This is a genomic window from Natronobacillus azotifigens, from assembly GCF_026805325.1.
Lineage (GTDB): Bacteria > Bacillota > Bacilli > Bacillales > Amphibacillaceae > Natronobacillus > Natronobacillus azotifigens.
The window spans coordinates 102779-123535 of record NZ_JAPRAT010000001.1 but is presented as its reverse complement, the minus strand read 5'-3'; the positions used below and the strand labels follow the sequence as shown (position 1 = coordinate 123535).

15 protein-coding genes are annotated in these 20757 nt (G+C 36.1%); 1 reads left to right on the top strand and 14 read right to left on the bottom strand.

The annotated features are described in order from the left end of the window. Window positions 1-15: 15 nt before the first annotated feature. The 12 genes from OWO01_RS00480 to OWO01_RS00425 all read right to left on the bottom strand — a co-directional run bounded on the left by OWO01_RS00480 (window position 16) and on the right by OWO01_RS00425 (window position 13866). The gene (locus OWO01_RS00480; protein WP_268778451.1) at window positions 16-246 is read right to left on the bottom strand and encodes an excisionase family DNA-binding protein; all 231 of its coding nucleotides are present in this window, start codon (window positions 244-246) and stop codon (window positions 16-18) included. Window positions 247-254: 8 nt separating this feature from the next. Next, window positions 255-1133, bottom strand: coding sequence for an RluA family pseudouridine synthase (locus tag OWO01_RS00475; RefSeq protein WP_268778450.1), 879 nt, complete (start codon window positions 1131-1133; stop codon window positions 255-257). 298 nt (window positions 1134-1431) lie between these two features. Then, window positions 1432-1974, bottom strand: coding sequence for a GNAT family N-acetyltransferase (locus OWO01_RS00470; RefSeq protein WP_268778449.1), 543 nt, complete (start codon window positions 1972-1974; stop codon window positions 1432-1434). A gap of 114 nt (window positions 1975-2088) precedes the next feature. Continuing rightward, window positions 2089-3273: a cation:proton antiporter gene (locus OWO01_RS00465; RefSeq protein ID WP_268778448.1), complete on the bottom strand. Its 1185-nt coding sequence runs from the start codon at window positions 3271-3273 to the stop codon at window positions 2089-2091. A 930-nt stretch (window positions 3274-4203) separates the two neighbouring features. Beyond that, window positions 4204-5811, bottom strand: a complete 1608-nt coding sequence (locus OWO01_RS00460) for a gamma-glutamyltransferase family protein (RefSeq protein ID WP_268778447.1) — start codon at window positions 5809-5811, stop codon at window positions 4204-4206. Between the two features lie 148 nt (window positions 5812-5959). After that, on the bottom strand, window positions 5960-6340 hold the full coding sequence (locus OWO01_RS00455; RefSeq protein ID WP_268778446.1) for a hypothetical protein: 381 nt from the start codon (window positions 6338-6340) through the stop codon (window positions 5960-5962). Between the two features lie 600 nt (window positions 6341-6940). Further along, window positions 6941-7354: a hypothetical protein gene (locus OWO01_RS00450; RefSeq protein ID WP_268778445.1), complete on the bottom strand. Its 414-nt coding sequence runs from the start codon at window positions 7352-7354 to the stop codon at window positions 6941-6943. 230 nt (window positions 7355-7584) lie between these two features. Then, window positions 7585-8484: a 5'-3' exonuclease gene (locus OWO01_RS00445; RefSeq protein ID WP_272505931.1), complete on the bottom strand. Its 900-nt coding sequence runs from the start codon at window positions 8482-8484 to the stop codon at window positions 7585-7587. A gap of 166 nt (window positions 8485-8650) precedes the next feature. Beyond that, a complete protein-coding gene (locus OWO01_RS00440; protein WP_268778444.1) occupies window positions 8651-9367 on the bottom strand; it encodes a hypothetical protein in 717 nt (238 codons plus the stop codon). Between the two features lie 42 nt (window positions 9368-9409). Beyond that, entirely contained in the window at window positions 9410-9643 is a 234-nt protein-coding gene (locus OWO01_RS00435) for a hypothetical protein (protein ID WP_268778443.1), read from the bottom strand. Window positions 9644-9829: 186 nt separating this feature from the next. Next, a complete protein-coding gene (locus OWO01_RS00430; protein ID WP_268778442.1) occupies window positions 9830-11470 on the bottom strand; it encodes an RICIN domain-containing protein in 1641 nt (546 codons plus the stop codon). A gap of 458 nt (window positions 11471-11928) precedes the next feature. Further along, window positions 11929-13866: an ATP-dependent DNA helicase gene (locus tag OWO01_RS00425; RefSeq protein WP_268778441.1), complete on the bottom strand. Its 1938-nt coding sequence runs from the start codon at window positions 13864-13866 to the stop codon at window positions 11929-11931. Between the two features lie 539 nt (window positions 13867-14405). On the opposite strand from OWO01_RS00425, the gene OWO01_RS00420 reads away from it, so the two are divergent. Continuing rightward, a complete protein-coding gene (locus OWO01_RS00420) occupies window positions 14406-14681 on the top strand; it encodes a hypothetical protein (RefSeq protein WP_268778440.1) in 276 nt (91 codons plus the stop codon). Window positions 14682-14867: 186 nt separating this feature from the next. Here the strand turns inward: OWO01_RS00420 and OWO01_RS00415 are convergent, their stop codons facing one another. Next, window positions 14868-16658 (bottom strand): methyl-accepting chemotaxis protein, encoded by a 1791-nt coding sequence (locus OWO01_RS00415; protein WP_268778439.1) that lies wholly within the window; start codon window positions 16656-16658, stop codon window positions 14868-14870. 787 nt (window positions 16659-17445) lie between these two features. Beyond that, window positions 17446-20667: a DEAD/DEAH box helicase gene (locus tag OWO01_RS00410; RefSeq protein WP_268778438.1), complete on the bottom strand. Its 3222-nt coding sequence runs from the start codon at window positions 20665-20667 to the stop codon at window positions 17446-17448. Window positions 20668-20757: the final 90 nt, after the last annotated feature.

Below are 20757 nucleotides of genomic sequence, written 5' to 3'. Positions count from 1 at the left end.
TCTTGAGTTTTTTCATTAATCCTCGTCTTTAATATCAATGTCTTCTGGGATCGGTTCTTGCAGATATTCTTGCATCATTTGTCTGTACTTCTCCATCTGCTTTTGATGGGTTTGAAACTGATCTTTATTTAATAAATAATTTTCTCCATCATAAAGTGCCCGAATCTTTTGTTGGAAAATCAACTGGCGTACTTCCGGTTCGCTGATCTCTAAATAATCAGCAGTCTCTTTGATCGATATATACATCGTTGTCTTCATCCTTTCGATTTCTGAAAAAATAGATCTGGAACGTTCGCTTCAAATCGAAGTTGTTCCTTTGTTGTCGGATGAGTAAACGCTAATACTTTTGCATGTAGTCCTAACCGACCAAGTATGTTTGATTTAGAGAAATACTTTTTATCTCCCACAATTGGATGACCAATATGAGCCAATTGAACACGGATTTGATTTTTTCGACCTGTCTCTAGTTGAACAGCCAATAAAGAAAATTGCCGATTTGTTTGAATCCTTTCATAATGCAAAATTGCTTGCTTTGCTCCGTTTGTTGATTGGCTCACATACATTTGATGTGTTTTTGTTTCTTTTAACCACGAAGTTATCGTACCTTTAGTTTGCTTTACTTCTCCTTCTACCAAAGCAATATATGTACGTTCTTCAACGACTTGCTTCCAATTATTCTGTAACTTGTGCTTAGTTTTTTCATTTTTAGCAAAAACCATCACGCCTGAAGTATCTCGATCCAATCGATGAACAATAAAAATACGATTCGCTGAATTTTTTTTACGTACATAACTATTTAATTCACGATAAGCAGTTGGCTGTTGGTCTTTACCAGTAGCTATCGTCAATAATCCAGCAGTTTTGTTCACCACAATCAGATCATCGTCTTCATAAAGTATTTTTACACCATTTAGTTTTTCTGTTCGTGGTGCTTGTTTTAGAATGGTTACTTGTTGACCTGGTTCAAGTGCATAATTATAAGCCGTCTCAACCTCTCCGTCCACTAGTACTTGTCCTCGTGCAAGAATTGCTTTCGTATAATTCCTTCCTCGATCCACTACTTGTAATAAAAAAGCTAACAGTAAAGAAGATTCTGTCACCTTAAACTGTTGTCCATTCATTTGTTTATCCATAATACGATGCCAACTTTCTTTTCGTAATATCCATTATCTTCATTCTGTCATTTTATCTCCCATACATGCAAGTATATCTCAGTGCTTTTTAGAAAAGGAAAAGTCCCAGACAATGCTGGAACTAGTGAAAAAATCCGATTTTATCCCGGAGCAACCGTCCGTAAGACTCCCACTTCAAAACAACGAGAATATCAAGTTGTTTAAATGAGAGTAATGGACGCTAGCACCTCGAATGGTTCAGCTAACAATCAGTGGAGAATACCTAAGAACCCCTTTTGATTGAAGTTTCACTTTATTTCTACTTCACCCAATCTCTAACTAACATCCCATAGACGACGTGATCAACAAAATGATCCCCTAACCATTCTGCTCCCCGAATTGTACCTTCTTCCACAAAGTTTAATTTCTCAGCAACTCGACGACTAGATTTGTTAAATACCGCTGCCCGGATTTCAACACGATTGAGTAACAATTCAAAAAACGCATAATCAATTAGAGCAGATACTGCTTTCGGCATAATCCCTTTTCCAGCATAATCCTCTCCAAGCCAATACCCTATTTCTGCTTTTTTATTTTGCCAATCAATCGCATGGAAACTCACTACACCAGCAATTTCGTGGTCATATAAAATTACCGTGGTTAAACTTTTACGTTCTACATATCCTTTGAGTGAGGCGTCCACAAAGGAATAGGTATCTGCCGGCTTCGTTGTATGATCTACCCATGCTAACCACCTACGTAAAAAAGTTCGTGAACGATGGATCAAGTTGTATAATCGGTCAGTATCTTGATAATCAATTAATTTCAATGCTAAACCAGGCTCAATTTCATGAATAAACATTCAATCCCCCCCATTTCTTTCTATTATACGAAATAGGAAGTGGTTTTGTACGCATTAATTTTTAAAAAGAAAAAAATCTTCTGAATTATAAGCGAGCGTATCGATCGATGAAAATCAAGATACAGATCCTTGTTGTAATAGCCGCGGTGCGAAAAATTTTATGCCAATTGCCCCAAGTGGTGCGGTGATAAGAATCGATAGAACAGCAATCGCTAAAATCACATTCCCAGCTGCAACTCCAGCTGCAAGTGGTAAAGATCCAATAGCTGCTTGGACTGTTGCTTTTGGAGAATATGCAATCATACAAAATATTCTTTCTTTCTTATTTAAATTGGATCCAATTGTTGCAATCATCACACCAATACTACGACCAATTAATCCAACTGCAATAATAACGACACCTAATAAACCAGCTTCAACAGCTACCTCTATGTTTACCTCGGCACCAACTAGAGAGAACAGGATAATTTGAGCAAACACCCATACTTTAGCTAATTTTTCTGAAAAGAGAATCGCTGTTTTGCTACGCTTTTCTAAAATGATAAGACCAATTGTCATTACACCTAACAAGCTAGCTATACCAATCCATTCACCAAATTCAAAATACAAAATAGACAATGCTAACAACAGTAATAGTTGTTCCGTATTTCTATTTGTAAAACCTTTGACACGGAATATATAAAGTAAAACAACAGCTACAAGAACTCCTCCAAGAATTCCAGCCCCAATACTAAGTGGGATTTTCCCTAATTCAACAAACACATTTGAATCACCCGATACGCCTAACCCGAGAAAAAAAGTAAACAAGGTAATCGCAAACACGTCATCGATGGACGTTCCTGCCAACAATAGAGTTGGTATTTGTTTATCATCACCATAACCTTTTTCTTTTAACTCTAACATTCCCGGCACAACAACTGCTGGAGACACAGCCGCTAAAACAAAACCAAGCATACCCGCTTCAGCAAAACTAAGGTCCAGTAAAAAATACGATATACCAAGCACTGTTAATCCTTCCAAAATACAAGGAATGCTACTAATGCGTAATGCCACGCCCCCAACTTTCGCTAAGTTTTCGCGCTTCAAACCAAGTCCCGCGCGTAGTAAAATAATAATCAGGGCTAGGGCCCGTAAATCTTGTGAGATCTGCAACATATCCGAATTGATCCAATTAAAAACATAAGGACCAAATACAACACCGACGATTAGCATACCTAGCAATCCGGGTAACCGTAATAAACTAATTAACTTTGCTGCTATAAATCCAAAAATCAATAGCATTGCTAAACTTTCTAACATAGCCTGCACCTCTACTTGAAATTTTTTATACTATAATTATGTATATTGCCTATTCAAACTATTTTATAATCGAACAGCTTACCACCTAATTATCAATACATAGCTATTCTACCCGATAACAAAGCATTGACACAAACAGCTTAGTAAATGATTTTTCTTCTCACTTTAATGATGTTAACGTGAGGATGGGGATCAAAAAATACTGTAACTTTTTTAAGGCGAGTTTTTCACCTAGGTTAAGGGCAGGAGATAACGCTAACCTGGTCAAGATTGCTGATCTCGCTTAGGTTGCGGGCAGAAAATGCACCTAACCTCGTTGAAACGACCTCTTTCACCTAGGTTAAGCCATAAAAAGAGTTACAACCTCATCGAAACCACCTCTTTCGCCTAGGTTAAGCCATAAAATGAGCTGCAACCTCATCGAAACCACCTCTTTCGCCTAGGTTAAGCCATAAAAAGAGCTGCAACCTCGTCGAAACCACCTCTTTCGCCTAGGTTAAGCCATAAAAAGAGCTGCAACCTCGTCGAAACCACCTCTTTCGCCTAGGTTAAGCCATAAAAAGAGTTACAACCTCGTCGAAACGACATCTTTCGCCTATATAATTAGGCCATTTGAAATAAATACTGTTTTCAACAAACAAATCTTCTTTTTATTATAATTGACATTAACAGATCGTTACGATAGTGAGGTTACCTTTTTAATGATTTTAGCATGTGAACTAGGTTTCGGATCCCGTGTACATAATCACCTTTGGCGCATCAGTATCATTGCTAGCATATTTGTCAAAGCTTGCACCGAGATAAGCTCGCAATCCATGATCTTATTTCCGGTACGATTGACCTCTAAAGATATTAAGTATGAATGGAACAAAAGAAATCGCCTATCGTTATAGGGATTTCTTTTATTCGTGAAAAACTGATCGATTTTATTTACCAAGCTGCAATGGCACCATCAGTTCGAGATTCTGTTCCTCCTTGAAGTACCCCTGTCTTGGGGTCACGCCAAATGATTTGACCACGACCAAAGCTAACAGACTCTAAGGCGATCTGAATCTGATGACCTTTTCTTGCTAACGCTTGGGCTGTGGCAACCGGAAATGTCGGCTCTACAAGAACTTTCTTACTTTCCATCCATTGCCAACGTGGTGCGTCTAGAGCTGCTTGGGGATTCATTGCAAAGTCAATCGTATTCATAATTACCTGTAGATGCCCTTGTGGTTGCATGTAGCCACCCATTACCCCAAACGGCCCCACTGCTTGATCATCTTTCGTCAAGAAGCCAGGTATAATCGTATGGTACGTGCGTTTACCACCAGCTAGTGAGTTATCATGCGTTTTATCTAGAGAAAAATCTGCTCCCCTATTTTGCAAAGAAATTCCAGTACCCGGTACAACGATTCCTGATCCGAATCCCATATAATTACTTTGAATAAAGGATACCATATTCCCATCATCGTCGGCAGTAGCTAAATACACTGTACCTCCACTTGGTGGCGTACCCGGTTCAGGCATTAATGCTTCTTCCCCAATTAAATTCCGACGTTTTTTCGCATATTGCTCTGACAAAAGTCCTTCGACAGAAGATTTCATTTGCTCTGGGTCGGTAACATATTTTTGTCCATCTGCAAATGCTAATTTGATTGCCTCGATTTGTTTGTGATACCGCTCAACTGATTCGGCGTCTTCAAAAGACCATTCTTTCAAAATATTCAAGCCCAATAATGCAACAATCCCTTGCCCATTCGGCGGAATTTCCCAAACCTCATAACCTCGATAACTTACTTTAATCGGATCAACCCACACTGGTTTAAATGTAGCTAAATCAGCTTCAGTCAAAAAACCCTTATGTAACGTGGACTCTGCTGCAATTTTTTTAGCTAGCTTTCCTCGATAAAAACTTTCTGCTTTGGTCTCTGCTATTTCTCGTAAGGTACTTGCATGCCCTGGTGATCGCCACATTTCACCAATTTGTGGGGACCTACCATTTGGTGCAAAGGTATCAAACCAGTGTGCAAACATAGGATCCGTAAACTCTTGTTTATAACGTTTATACGCACGGTTCCACATATCACCTAGTACAGGGCTAATTGGGTAACCTTCTTCTGCATAATCGATCGCAGGTTTTAACACCTCCGTTAATGGAAGTTTACCAAACCGCTCGGACAGTTCCGCCCATGCCCCCGGGGCGCCTGGTACAGTAACCGGTATCCAACCGAATAACGGCATCTTTTCATGTCCTTGTTCTTTTACTTTCTCAATTGTTATGGATTCTGGCGACCGCCCGCTTGCATTTAACCCATACAATTTGTCTTTGATCCAAACTAGTGCAAATGCATCGCTACCAATTCCATTCGAAGTAGGTTCAAGTACGGTTAAAGCAGCTGCAGTTGCAATCGCTGCATCTACCGCATTTCCTCCTTGTTTCAGTATATCGCGACCCACTTCAGCAGCTAACGGTTGTGAAGTAGCTACCATTCCTTTTTTCGCAAATGTAGTCACACGTTTCGCTGGGTGTGGATGATGTAAATAATTATTCATTTAATACGTCACTCCTCGTAGTTGTTGACAATACTAACTTAAATTATTTTATCACAGTTATACTGTTCCTTCCTATTCAAACCATCTAGTCTAATGAACTCCCACCAAAACAATAAAGGTTCCAGTCATATTAACCGGAACCAAGTTATCATTCTCTAATTAATGTTAATTCAGTTGTTACTCCATAATGATCACCTGAGGGGAAATCAATATAACGGCCCGTAACTCCGCCAAAGTTTTTTTCTTGCTCATAGTAGCCTAATTCTTTAATCACTTCATCATTATGGAAAAAAACCAAGTGATAATCAGGTGAAATTACATCCAAATTTGCAGTGGTAGCTGTGTTTGCATTTTCCAATTCTTCTACTAATCCCTCAATGAACTCTTCATCATCTATAACTCCAATCCGTTCACGATCTTCCCAACTTCTTACTTCAATTTCTGTAACTGGGTTGTCAAACAGATCATTACTACCGCAAGCAACAAGTAATATAACAACAAGTATAAGTAGACCCGTTATTTTTTTCACTTATTTCCCTCCTTCTTCCATTCTTACATAGCATTACCCTCAAATTGTATTAAACAAACTAATCGACATATTTTCTATTCAACAACGTATTTACAAATCTCCAGAACATAGATAGCATGTTGAATGATTAATAACAATTTTATTACGAGGACTTACAGGTTACGATGAATAGAGATTCCAATAATACGAGTGGATGTGTTTATGCGGCATTTGGTGTATCATTTTATCATTCCCTAAAAACTCAATAGATTTTAGCATATAGAGTGAACTTCAATCAGTGGGGTTTTTTAGGTATTCCCCCACTGATTGTTAGCCCTAAAGGATGACCTAAAGGCCCTTGAACCATTCGGGATGCTAGCGTCCGTTACTCCCACTTAAACAACTTGGTATTCTCGTTGTTTTGAAGTGGGAGTCTTACGGACGGTTGATCCAGGATAAAATGGTAATTATGATTTGAATTTACCATATTATGAAGTCATTGGTTAATCACAAAGAAAACAAGATAATATATGATTACTGAAGATTACCGAAAATCTGCTTGCAAACTATGTAAGGAAACGCCACAAAAATATGTTTGCTGACGTTTCTCTTTTTTGACATCTACAGACCTAACATTTTCATCAACGGACCTGCTTGACTTGCAATACCCATCACACTTTGAACGCCGTTGCCTACTTTTTTGATATCAAAATTGCCATTTTCATCTCGAATTAATGCGTCTAACCCTCTTGGTCTTTGTTGTGCTTGCGGTTGCTGTTGTTGTATTTGTTGTTGAGGGATCTGTTGTGGTTGATTATAAGACGCTTGTTGTGGTTGTTGATTATAAAATTGTTGCGCTTGCTGTGCTTGCTGTCTTTGTGGTGCCATAAATCCTCTTCGAAATGGACTGGTAACTTGGCCCTGGCCAAATGGATTATTGTTTTGAAATGGGAAGCCACCGCCCATTTGGTTCGTGTATCTCGTCTGATATTGAGGACCAAATGGTTGTTGTTGTCGGGGGCCTAATGGAAACATAATAATCCCCTCCCTTCTTGTTACTATAAACTATGTAGCTGATATTTCATTGCCACGGTAATACCACTAAGACACCGGTTATTGATTCATTTGCCTTTGTTTAATTATTCCCTTTTCAAAAGCCTGCTACATTTGAATAGTATGATACTGGTATGTACTTTTGTTAACCACTTCTTCTTCCATATCCATTTTGAAAAACCAATCGATATAATTATCGATTGGTTCACCTATTACCCTACTCTATTACCTTTATAATTTACTCGTAGTTCCAATTGTTTAATAGCTTCGGTTAGAGAGGTATCATCTATTGCTAGTTTTAATTCATTGAAGTCAAAACTAGAAAATAAAGGAATATTCGTTTCGATCGTAGCTAATTCTTTACTGATCGTAACCATTTCTTCTCCTCCCATCAATTTCTTCTTATAACGGTTAAACTTTGGATCTAAACCATCCAATTGCTCATATAAATTCTCAACAGATTTGTATTGCTGAATCAACGGCAAAGCAGATTTCGCTCCAACCCCCGGGCATCCCGGAATATTATCACTCGCATCCCCTAGCAACGCCTTTACATCGACCCATTGACTAGAATGAATACCATATTCCTCTTGAAAATGATCAATCGTATACACGGTTTCCATTTTCTTTTGTGCAATAACCTGTGATGTTTGTGAATTCAAAAGTTGTAATAAATCCTTATCATTACTATAAATAAGACAATGACCGTCTGTATCATTCGTCCATCTCGATGCTAGTGTTCCTATTACATCATCCGCTTCATAAGGAGGAGCAACAAGTTGAGCCACTCCGATATCTGCTAAAGATTTCGTTAACGTTTCATATTGTTGAATAAGTGGTGTTGGCAACTCATTTCGACTTGCTTTATAAAAATCATATTTTACGCGTCTACTCGTTTCCTCTCGCTTCACATCCCAAGCAATTGCAAGGTGACTTACTTGATGCACTTCAACCAAATTAAACATTTTTTGAAAAAACACACGTAAAGCATTCGTATATAAACCATCACTGGTTTTCGTTAATTGCTCTTCCGTTCTATTATATGCCGTAGCAAAATATCCTCTACTTAACAAATTAAAACCATCTATTAATAATAAAGTCTGTTGTTCCATATACTCTCTCCCATTTTAGTTTGAATTCTATCAAAAATTACGTCATCTATTATAACATGGATAAACAGAAATAGTTTCATAGCAAGAAGAAAGACATCTTGTTGACAAGCTTACCCTCAGCACTACCATGCCTTTTCATTGTTCTTATCCAAATAGAAAGTACAATCTAGTGCGATTGTATACGCAAATAATCACCAAAACCACCATAATAGTTATGTTCCTTTAAGTATTCTTCTGTTTCGATATCCATCTGCAAAACCACATCAACCCAATAATCATCTTTAATTGCATGATCTCTATACTTATCAAAATAAACATCTGAATTTGCATTACTTAATTCTTTGGCACCTTCAACATATATTTCAATCACATGAACCCAACGTTTATTTAATTCATTCACAACCGTAATTTTTTCTAGAAATTCTTCATCCAGAGAATAGTTTTCTTCTCTACCTAAAGCGTAAGGGAACTGCTCAATCGATTGTTCTATTCCCTCTTCTTCAGCAATGTTCCAAATGAGACGTTGAAAAAACCAAGCAATATCACTAGCGTTCAGTGAAGGAGAATTATTTACCTCATCTCTACCAAGCCTACGTAAATCTATCGCGAAATTTTGATATTCTTGTGCAATTCGAACAATTTCATAATTGTTGTGATAAAGGTTCATAACTTCTTGCAAAGAAATTGTTCCGGATTGCAAAATCTCATTATACATCTTCTCATTATTTATGACACTCGAAGACAAACGAGAAAAGTCATTCTCCACTTGCATAGATAAGTAGGATTCATATCTTTGTTTCTCTAAATACTGGTTTATAGCATAAACAAAAAAGACAACCACCACTAAGGATAACAAGATAATTTTTATCTGTTTGATTTTCATAAAAGCAACCTTTCAAATGAATTTAGTTCATCATTCCATTTTCTATTTTTCTTCCTTTTTATTTAGTACTTCATCAGTGATCTTGCACTCTTTACGCAACCGCAAAACGAAACGAACAATTTCTTTTATAACTAAAAGAACCAACAGCCCAAACAGGATTCGAATCAAGGATTTCTCTAAATTACCAATAAATAAAAATGCCAGGACGCCTAAAAGATAAAAAACAATCATCCCACCATGAAAAATACGCCAATCAAATTTTTCAAAGAACTTCAATCTATACACCCCTTATTGCCATTAAAATCATACAATTTATTGTTGTAAATCTTCTTCATGTTACCGATTCCGGAAAACCTCAAACCTTATCCTTATTTTATCATAAGTTTCTAACTTGTAATCATAATCTTCTTAAAGAAAAGAAGCAAGAAACATAAGCGTTTCTTACCTCTTTTTTCTTCTTGGCTAATTTACTTTACTAATATTCCACTGTTGTTGAAAACCGTTATTTAGATCCCATTGAACAATGTTCCCACCATCATCTAATGTGCGATTGTAAGCATCCAGTGCCTTCCCACTGAACCTGTTTATCAATGTAAAATACCCATCACTATTTCGATGAATCGACCATTGTTGATTCGTACCACCTAAATGCCTCCATTGAACAATATTTCCACCATTGTTCGCATCCCAGGCAAAAACTTCTAGCGCTTTCCCGCTGTGTTGATTAATGATTTCATAGTACCCCTCATTGTTTTGGATGAAAATCCAACGTTGACAGGGATGAAAGTTTCTTCTCCACTGTTGTACGTTGTCTCCGTCACCCAATCCAGCATTGCTAATTTCTAAAAGTTTACCACTATTACGATTTACTATTTCGTAGGTTACGTTATTTTCGAAGTATGCTTGGTTATGATTTCTACTATTTCCCGTATTCGTGTTATTACTCCCACCTTCGATACTTACAAGGGTTCCTGATGTATCAATACGATTACCTCGAACAACATTACTATTTGATGCCCCTGTCAAACGAATTCCGATGTTACTAAAACTAGCAAATGTGTGAATTTCATTATTGATAATTTGATTTTGACTACCAGGTGCCAAACGAATAACCGCTTCAGGATTTAGTGATGGATCTAGCTGTTGGAAAACATTTTCACTAAATGTGTTATGATCCGCTTGAACTAGCATTCCATGTATTCTTGAGTCAATGATCGTATTTTTGGATACTGTGTTGTTATGAGCACCAGTCAAAACAAATATACCTCTTGGATAGTTTTGTATCACATTATGTTCGACAATATTATGCGATCCACCATTTGGTATGCGAATTCCACCATAGGTGTCCGATTGTTGTACCTGATTTATTACTTGGTTGTACGTAACGGTGGTATACGTTGCTCGAGAAAGATTAATTCCACTACCTCCACTAGAATTCGTAATTACATTATGTGTGACTACATTATCACGAACGTCACCAATTGCATGGCTCTCACTACCAAAGGCAATTGCATGACCACTCGTTTGATCAAAGACACTATCTCTGATCACAGAATTCTTTAACCTTCTTAACAAAGCGCCAATTGTTGTATCTCTTACTTCTATTCTTTCTAATCTTAAATTGCTAACATCTGCATCAATATTTAATCCACCAACTTGACCTAAACCTCGAGACGCACGATTTGCTCTGTCCGCATCAATCGTTAAATCGGAAACTGTTACATTTAAGTTATTCGAGTTGCCTCGCATAATCGGATTACCGATAACGTAATTATTACTTGTTCCCACTTTCTTTAGAACAGTTCTGCCCATTCCCTCTCCAACTAGATTCACTCCCGCATGAAACCGGACAGCTTCATTGATGGAGTACGTACCAGCGGGAATAAAGACTGTACCTTCTACCCCCCGATCATAAAAGTAACGCATTGCATCATGTAAAGCATGAGTTTGTGAAGATTCTACGCCAGGTGTAAATCCGAAATCAGCTGCATTAACTACCTCTCGTGCATGAATTTTTTCCTGTCCATTTAAAAATGCAAAAGTAAATAAAACAAATACCATAACAAGTAACCGGTTGGACAATATTTTTTTAAACGCTAACATGTTAAATCCCTCCTATTTAGTTTATTTACCGAAAACTACCCTCCTTCCAAGTATTTATATACACCTTATTAAAGCGCTTACATAATAGTAGGCGATTGGTGTTATTTAGGATAAAGAAGTGATTTGATGAATAATAATAATAATCATTTACCACATTCTACAAGAAACGAAATTATCCTTCTATGTATAAATAAAAAAGTAAAAAGTTTAGAAAATAATACAAATAGAGTGAATCTTCAATCAGTGAGGTTTTACGAACGGTTGCTTCGGGATAAAGGAATCAAAGTAAGCCCACTACCCGATGATGACTTAACATAGATCGATTCGTGAAGTTGCTCAGTATTTTGCATTCGAAGCTGGAGGTGCTGTTTTTGTTACAAAGAGTTATCCACTATTTCAATTATTACTGCTTCAGTAAACAAAAACAGCAGCCATTATTAGCACTGCTGTTTTTTTACTTATTTGCTCATCTTCATCTCAACAGGTAAAACTCGCATAATCCCCTCTAGATTTTCTTGTTTTTCTAATTCTGATAAATACATCCGAATGACCCCTTGATCATCATTACTTCTAATTAATCGCCCGATACCTTGTCTTAACCGAAGTAACATGTACGGCTGATCAACCTCACGAAAAGGATCCTGTACATGTTTTCGTTTCGCTTGAAAAACTGGATCTTTTGGCGGAAATGGCAAGGAAGCAATCAACACTTGGCTTAAAGTTTCTCCTGGAACGTCCAAACCTTCCCACAGATTAAAAGAACAAAGCACTGAATCAATATTTGTTTGAAATGATTGCACCGTTTCACTAATTTCACGATCACCTTCGTACAACATTATAAAATCCCAATTTTGCTTTTCTGTCCATGAACGAAATTGATTCATTTCCGTTAAATCCGAAAAAAGAATAAGTGATTTTCCTTGATTTTCATTTAATGCCTGGCCAATCTGCATCCATCGAAATTCTTTTTCTTCATCATTGGTTATATAACCGTGTATTTTCATATTAGTGTCATAATCAAATGGTGAATCTACCGAGAAAGATTGATACGAGCTAATACCCAAACTATTAGCTAAATAAGAAAAGTCGCCCCCCTGCGATAATGTCGCGGATGAAAATACAAATGGGATGTTTTGAGAGAATACATCCTTTCCTAAAACATCTTCCACTAACCTCGGCATAATCACAAACGATGTGTCGGTTTCTTTTTCCTCTATCCAATAAACACCCTGATCTTTATTTAACAAAATAGACAAACCATAAGCATAAAACTCCAAATATTCTTCGATGATTTTGACATGATAAGCATCAATCGTAAATAATTCCGAGTCAAAAACTAATTGTTCTAACAATGCTTCTACCTTTTTGGCTAGCTCTTTGATAAGCTTTGTCATTTTCATAGTTATCTTTACTTCACTACGATCAGAGCCACTCACTCGTTGAGCAGATTGTTCTAATAATTCAAACCATTCTTGGTGAAGTACTAAAATGTCCTCTACCAGATAAAGTGAATCTTCCCGTACATCTTGGCTCATATATCCTGTTAAAACAGAATCTAAAGTTTTGGAATGAAAACGATATGTTAAGCCTTTTTGAGCAGCAAATTCCAATAAATGTCCTTCATCAAAGACCACACAACTAGCTTCAGGTAGTAGTGGCAATTGTTGTTCTCTTTTTCGCGATTCTTTTGTCCAGATATGTTCCATATAAAAGTCATGGGAACAAATAATTAAGTCGGTAGAATGACGATAGTAATTACGATGGAGTGTCTGGGCACTACGATGTCTCCATTCACATGTGGAACATTGTTGGATCGGATCCCAACCAATTTCTCCCCACTTTTCATTAGACACCCACGGATATTCTTTTCGATCTCCGTAGCGCTCAAAAGATTTCATCGAAGATCCTTGTTCAAACACAAAATCAGGAATTTGATCATGAACACGGAGAATATCTTCATCTGTTGTTTCATTTGCCAAAGGTTCCAGCTTTTTCATACAAACATATTGTTCTCTTGCTTTTGCTAAACGTACATCAATTTCTAAACCTAACGCTCTTTCTAATTTTTCGATGTCCCCATTTTTCTTGACCAATTGTTCAATTAATGTCTCATCCGCACAGGAAATAATCGCTGGTTTTCTCATATATCGTGCATAACAAATCGCATACAACAAATATACAAATGTTTTTCCTGTTCCCACACCTGCTTCGGCAAAAACTGTACTTTTGTTTTTGAATGCTTGATCTATTTGATAGGCCATATATATCTGTTCATCACGTAATTCATACCCTAGTTCAGGTAATATATCATAAAAAACATCTCCAATATAATCTCCTAACCGATCAAAAAAATTTTCTTGTTTAGATATCGTAAATGGAAGTGACTGTTGTTTCAATTATTTTTCTCCTTTACAAATACATAGATACTTTATTTTGCACAGCATCCTTTATCATAACAGATAATAATAAGTTTTTCTTTAAAAAACTATAACATGTAGATAGCTTGGATATATAGTGAAACTTCAACAGTGGGGTATTTAGGTATTTCTCCACTTATTGTCAGCATTAAAGGATGACCTAGCCTTCGGGGTGCTAGCGTCCGCTACTCTTAAGTAAACAACTTGGTATACTCATTGTCTTGAAGTGGGAGTCTTACGGACGATAGCTCTGGGATAAGATTAATGACCGTGGGGTACAATGTCCGAGAAATGGAGAAGTAGCGCCTACAAAAAATCCAAATTCTTTTGCTTGATTTTCATTCTTTATGCAAGAAAGGTATATGATTTAGAAAAAATGGTATTACTAAGATGATGTTTTGATAATTAAATCTTTAATCTAACCACTATCACTCTCACTTGAACAACTTAATTATTTTCAATATTTTGGAGTGAAATTTTTACGGACGGTTGACAACTAACGGAATGGAGGAATTTTTATGGAACAAAAAAATTTACACGAACATTTACAGGAAGCATCACACAAAATCCAACAAGCACAAGAAACTGCAATAAATGCCCAAGGTACTGATGCACAACAACTAAGAGAAGCTGCTAATCAATTAGAACAAGCCGAGCAAGAATTGCATGAGGCAAGAATGCAAGCAGGTCTGGAGGCGGTTGACCACCCCCAATTCCAACAAGCTTCTGAACAATTACACAATACTCGTCAACAGGTACAAGAAGCTTTACAGCATAATCACGATGTCTTGTAAGTCCTTTAGATATCCTCATGATGTACTAGAAATGTTAAAATGTTTAATCTGGAAAAAACTACCTAACAAAAGATAAGTAGCTTTTGTTAGGTAGCACTCAAAGGTTAGATTTGTCTAATTAAAAAGAAATCAATGTTTTTCAAAGTCAATACCGAGATACAAATTATTAAGAGCAATTCAATGTAACTAATTTCTTAATAAATCAGCTGTATTTTCTAATGATTTTACGTCCTCTACGAGAGTCTTCTGACGTTCTGTTTGTTCATTAACAATCCCTTGCACGTTTGTACTCTTTTCTTCAAGAATATTGGCTCCATTAACAAGTTCACTTACAGAACCAACCACATCTTCAATCGCTCGATTAATCTGACTGATTGATTCATTAATATCTTGATGTTCTCGTGCTACTTTGGAATTGTCTGTTGAAATTTTCTTAAATAAACTTGCAGACTCCACTGTTTTCTCACGTGTCCACTCACTTCTTTGTTGGAATTCCGTAAACATCTTAACAATAGTCGCCACTTCCTTACTTAACTTATCTAATACATCCTTTGTTTGTTTCGAGAAATCATTTGTCCCTTGGGATAATTTTCTAATTTCTTGCGCAACAACTCCAAAACTATTCCCCTCATCACCAGCTCGTGCTGCTTCGATGGAAGCATTGATTGCTAATAAGTTTGTTTGATCTGCGATATCATCAATTCCATTTAAAAAGCTAGAAATATGAGTTAGGTGTTTATCCATAACACTTATACGCTCAGCCGTTTCTGTTGCTTGTCTATCTAATTGATTCATCGTCTCTTCTAAATCATTCATGATGTCAAGACCTTGATTCGAAACATCCTCTAAAGTAACAATTTCATTATTTATGCAAGCTATAGTTGAAGCTATTTCTTCAGAACTCGCAGAGACTTCCTCTGTAGTTGCTGAGATCGTTCCAGTAAATTCTGTTTGTCTTTGCATTTCTTCAGAGAACTCATTCATCATTTTTTCAATTTGATCCATTCCTGCTAGTTGTTCACTTGATTTTTTCCCTGTCGTTTTGACAACTGTTAACACATCATCACTTATCTCTTTATTCTTGTTAATGATCGTAATCAATCGATTTCCCATTTCTTCCAAACGGGTGTCAATTTCAGCAAATTCATCACTTCGATTCGTGTCATTCGTGTAATCAAATTCTCCCTGATGATATGCTCGGATCCGGTTCATAACTAATTGAACTCCTGTAAATAAACTTCGAGAAAAAAGTAATAAAACAATCAATGGTACGAGTACCAAAATAATTAAAGCAATCATGATAATTAGTTCAGAGCTTGTCAGAGCATTTTGTAACGATACCGAAGCGGTTTCTCGCTCATCTTCAAGAAAATCTTGTATTCTATTATTTACTGATTGAAGTGAGTTTTCATTACGAGAAAGGGCAGGTAAAATACGATTTCTTATTTGTTCTACTTCATCACCAACAAAAATGGTCGTGAAATTTTGTTCGTAAATCAGCTGATAAGAATCGATAGCATCTCTCAAAAATTGAAAATAGTGACTTAGTTCATCACTATCTCCCATTTGCTCAATCAATTGATCATAGCGATTATTAGCATTTTCAAGATACATCTCTACTTCTGTAATCCCATCTTGACTATATCCAGAATTAATTAATTGATAATAGCGGATACCAAGCATATTTAAATCATTAATAAGTTCTCCATATTGTTGTTGAGAACTAGCGGTTTCTTCAAGAGCGTCACTTTCTCTTGAAACTTCTTGACTATAATAATAGATAAATCCAGCTGCAATGATACAAGTAAGAGTAATAAGCGTGATAAGCGCGTAGAGTCTATGTATTAATTTCATTTTTGTTTGCGCTTTCTTTTTTTTCGTTGTCTTTTTCTTGAATTTCTGCGTTTTTTCTCTCCTTTTTCCCCCTTTAATTTTTGATTTTTGTTCTTTTAATTTTGCCTTTACATTTAGCTTCATCTGCTTCATCCTTTCTATTAAAGTGAGACTTCAATCAGTAGGGATTTTAGCTTTACCTGACTGATTGTTAGTTGAGCCATTCGGGGTGCTAGCGTCCGTTACTCCCACTTAAACAACTTGATATTCTCGTTGTTTTGAAGTGGGGGTCTTACGGACGATTGCTCCAGGATACAGGGAAACTTCATCACTAAGAATTACGGACTTTTCGATTGATTTTCAGTTAAAATTGATCGAAAGACTTCCTTTCACATCTGAAGAAACGAGTTTTATTGCTTAACGTTCTGTAAAACTACTAAATTTATTTATGGAAATTTTTAACCCAAATGATAATCAGATAGTGCAAACGGTTCCACTGAAATTGTACCACGTTTCGAGTGAAATTCCTAAGGTATTTTTTAAAAGGACAAAAATAATTGTTAGATCCTAAATTTTGACTTTTATACTTTGACATAATTCCTCTAATTATCCCTATTATCCATCTCCTAAAACCACTTTCGAAACAGTATTGGTTTCAAAAAAAGATAAGCCGTGAAAAACAACACCCGGTCTTTAAAAACAATTAGAAGCTATATTTTGTAAGGGGGTGATGGTCAGGAGCGAATGGTTGACTCGTCACACGATCCAATAAGTAACCAGAAGACTCTATTGTTATACTAGAAAACCTTTTTCATCTATTAAAAGATAAAACATTTAAAAATATCCCCAAAAAACTAATTTTTTTAAACTTCCTATCTTGAAATAAAGCACCTTCTTGTTCAAGAAGGTGCTTTAAAGTCTAAATATGATATTAAATACTCAGTAACTCTCTTATCTCTTCTTCTGTTATACTGGAAAGCATCGATTCTCCCGGCTGAATAACTTTTTCTATTAATGCTTTCTTCCGTTGCTGTAATTTTTCAATCTTCTCTTCAATGGTCCCTTTGCTAAGTAAGCGAATGACTTGAACCACATTTTTTTGCCCCATACGATGTGCTCTCCCTGCTGCTTGGTCTTCTACCGCAGGATTCCACCATAAATCATATAATATTACTGTATCGGCACCGGTTAGATTTAATCCTGTTCCTCCAGCTTTTAATGAAATAAGAAAAACATCATTTTCCCCTTGATTAAAATTTTCGACCATTTCTACGCGAGCTTTTGATGGTGTTTGACCATCAATATAGAAATAGGATAAGTTTTGACGAGATAATTCTTCACGAATAATTTCAAGCATGCTGGTAAACTGTGAAAAAATTAACATTCGTTTATTATTTTCCCGAGCATTCTTTACAATCTCTAATAATTGTTCCAATTTACCTGAAGAACCATTATAATTCTCAATAAATAAGGAAGGGTGGCAACACAATTGACGTAGACGTGTTAATCCGGCTAATATTTTGATCCGACTCTTATTCAAGCCTTCTCCAGCGAGTGATTCTCTTGTTTCCGCTTGAATTCTTTCTAAATATCCTAGATAAAGCTCTTTTTGTTCCTTCGTCAATTCAGAGACGTGTGTCGTTTCGATTTTGTCTGGTAATTCTGTTAGAACATCTTTTTTTAAGCGACGTAAAATAAATGGGCGTCCCATTCTTGAAATTTTTTCTTCTCCTAAATTGCGATAAGCAGACTGGCTTGGGAAGAAACCTGGTAAAACTGCCTGAAAAATCGACCATAGTTCATCAAGAGAGTTTTCTATCGGTGTACCACTTAAAGCAAATCGCTTATCTGCACGAAGCATTCGAACTGCTTTTGCCGTTTTTGTTGTAGCGTTTTTAATGGCTTGCGCTTCATCCAGGAAAAACGCATGAAACTTTTGTTCTTTATACCAATCAATATCCTGTCTTAACGTCGGATAAGAAGTGATATACACATCTGGTTGTTTATGATTTTCCAGCATTTTTTTACGCTCAACAGGGCTTCCAATAATAACCTCGGCTGACAAGTCAGGAGCAAATTTCTCGAACTCTAACTTCCAATTATAAATAAGTGATGCTGGTGCTATGATTAGTGACGGGAGTTTTTCACTAAGCTCGTTTTTTTCCGATAATAAAAACGCAATTGCTTGGACGGTCTTCCCTAGACCCATATCATCGGCAAGAATTCCTCCTAGTGAATAATAAGCCAATGTTTTTAACCATTGAAAACCAACTTCTTGGTAGTCTCGTAATTCCGCTTGTAGTTTTTCAGGAATAACAAATTCTAGTTCATCAGGATTCTTTAATGTTTGAATCAATTGACGAAATTGTTTCCCAATCCTAACTTTGTTTCGATCTCCTTCGTTAATAATATCTTCTACCTGCATAGCTCGATAAATGGGTAATTGTAAAGTTCCGTCCTCTATGTCTGATTTATCAATGTTTAAATCATGATAAAGTTGTTGCATTTGCTGAAATTGTTCATTACCATCAATTGAAACAAATGCGCCATCCGGTAAACGGTAGTATTTCTTTTTCTCAATCACAGCAGCTAAAATCGCTTGAACTTGCTCTTGACCTATATCTTTCATATCAAAAGTTACTTCAAGCAAGCTTCCTTCCCTATTAAAATCAAAGCTAGTTTCGGGAACTTGATAATCTGCTAAAAGCAATTGTTTGACTCCACTTGTTAAAAATATATCTGCTTTATTTTCTAAAAAGGGTAAGGTTCGGTGTAAGAAATGATAAATCTCTTCTTCACCTTCTACATAAAGATACTTACCATTAAATCTCAATTGCGCATTCTCCAGGACTGACATTATTTCTTGTTCTTTCCGAATATCACGAATCATTAACTCTTGTTGATCTTTAGTTTTTGTTGCATTTTCGTTAAAAGGATGAACTACTACCTCTCCATAGTTATACTCTAAATCTACCAATAATGTCTCTTGATCCCGGTCAATCATTAATTTTGTCTGCAGGGGATATTGAATAATCTGGTTAGATACCTCTTCATCGATTTCTATATCACCAATCTTTTTCATTTCTGGTATCACTACAGATAAGAATGATTCAATTTGATCTGTCGAAATATCAATAGAATGGTTATGTAATAAGATACGGCCACCTACAGATGCAATTTCCGACAGAATATTTTTTTGCTCTGTTGTTATTTTGTAAAGGCAATCTTCTTTTAGTACGTAGCGATAGCTTTCAAACAAATCCATATCTACCAACTCTTCAATCTCCAATTGAAAAGCATCTTCTAATCCTTTCTCCAATCGAAAAGAAAACGGCAGTTCATTTTCATATACATTAATCTTTTTATATGTCTGCAGACCACTCTCAAATGTATAATTGGTCTTTTTTAACAAATCCAAAAATTTATCAACTACCATTGGGGGAATAACAACAACTCGCTCATCTTTTCTTTGATAAGAATAGGAATGAAAAGCCTCTTCATTGTTACTAATTTCAATTAGTAATTGAATCAATTCATAATCTGTTTGATGAAAAATTTGCTCTAGTGGCTCATACGTATAATTATCGGTAAAATAATAATTGTTTTGTTGAACGATGGCTTGAAGTAAGTCTTTAATTTTCTTTACTACATAGGTTCGTTGCACACCTACTTTTAATTCCACCGTCCATAAATCAGCGGGACTGTGGATCGTTTTTACAATGAATTCCACCTGTAATGTATGCTTTTTAATATGTTCTTGGTGATAGCCTTCTGATTGATAGAAGTTTGAAAATGCATTAATAAATTGGTTAACCATTTGTTTGGATTGATATTTTTCGATTGTTTTTTTGGGCAAGGATTGTCGATTGTCTTGTTTACGTACAATTTCTAACATACAGGCAACCACATGTTTACATTCTCCGTATTTCCTATGAGCTGGGCATTCACAGTAATAATCAAAAAAATCTTCTAGAATTTCAACCTCAACATGATACTTTGCTGTTCCGCTAACTACACCGAGCCAATGGTTATTACTTGTATCATAGTAGAGATTTTCAACGCGTCCTTGTATGAAATAACTTTCTCCACGACGATAGGACATTTCAGAAAAATGATCTTGAATTTCTTCCAATAAAATCGGTATTCCTTTCATTGCTCATCAACTTTCTATTTAAATATTTTTGCCTATCTTTTCATTATACACCTTTCACTTAGACCATAGTCAAAAAACGAAATCAATAAA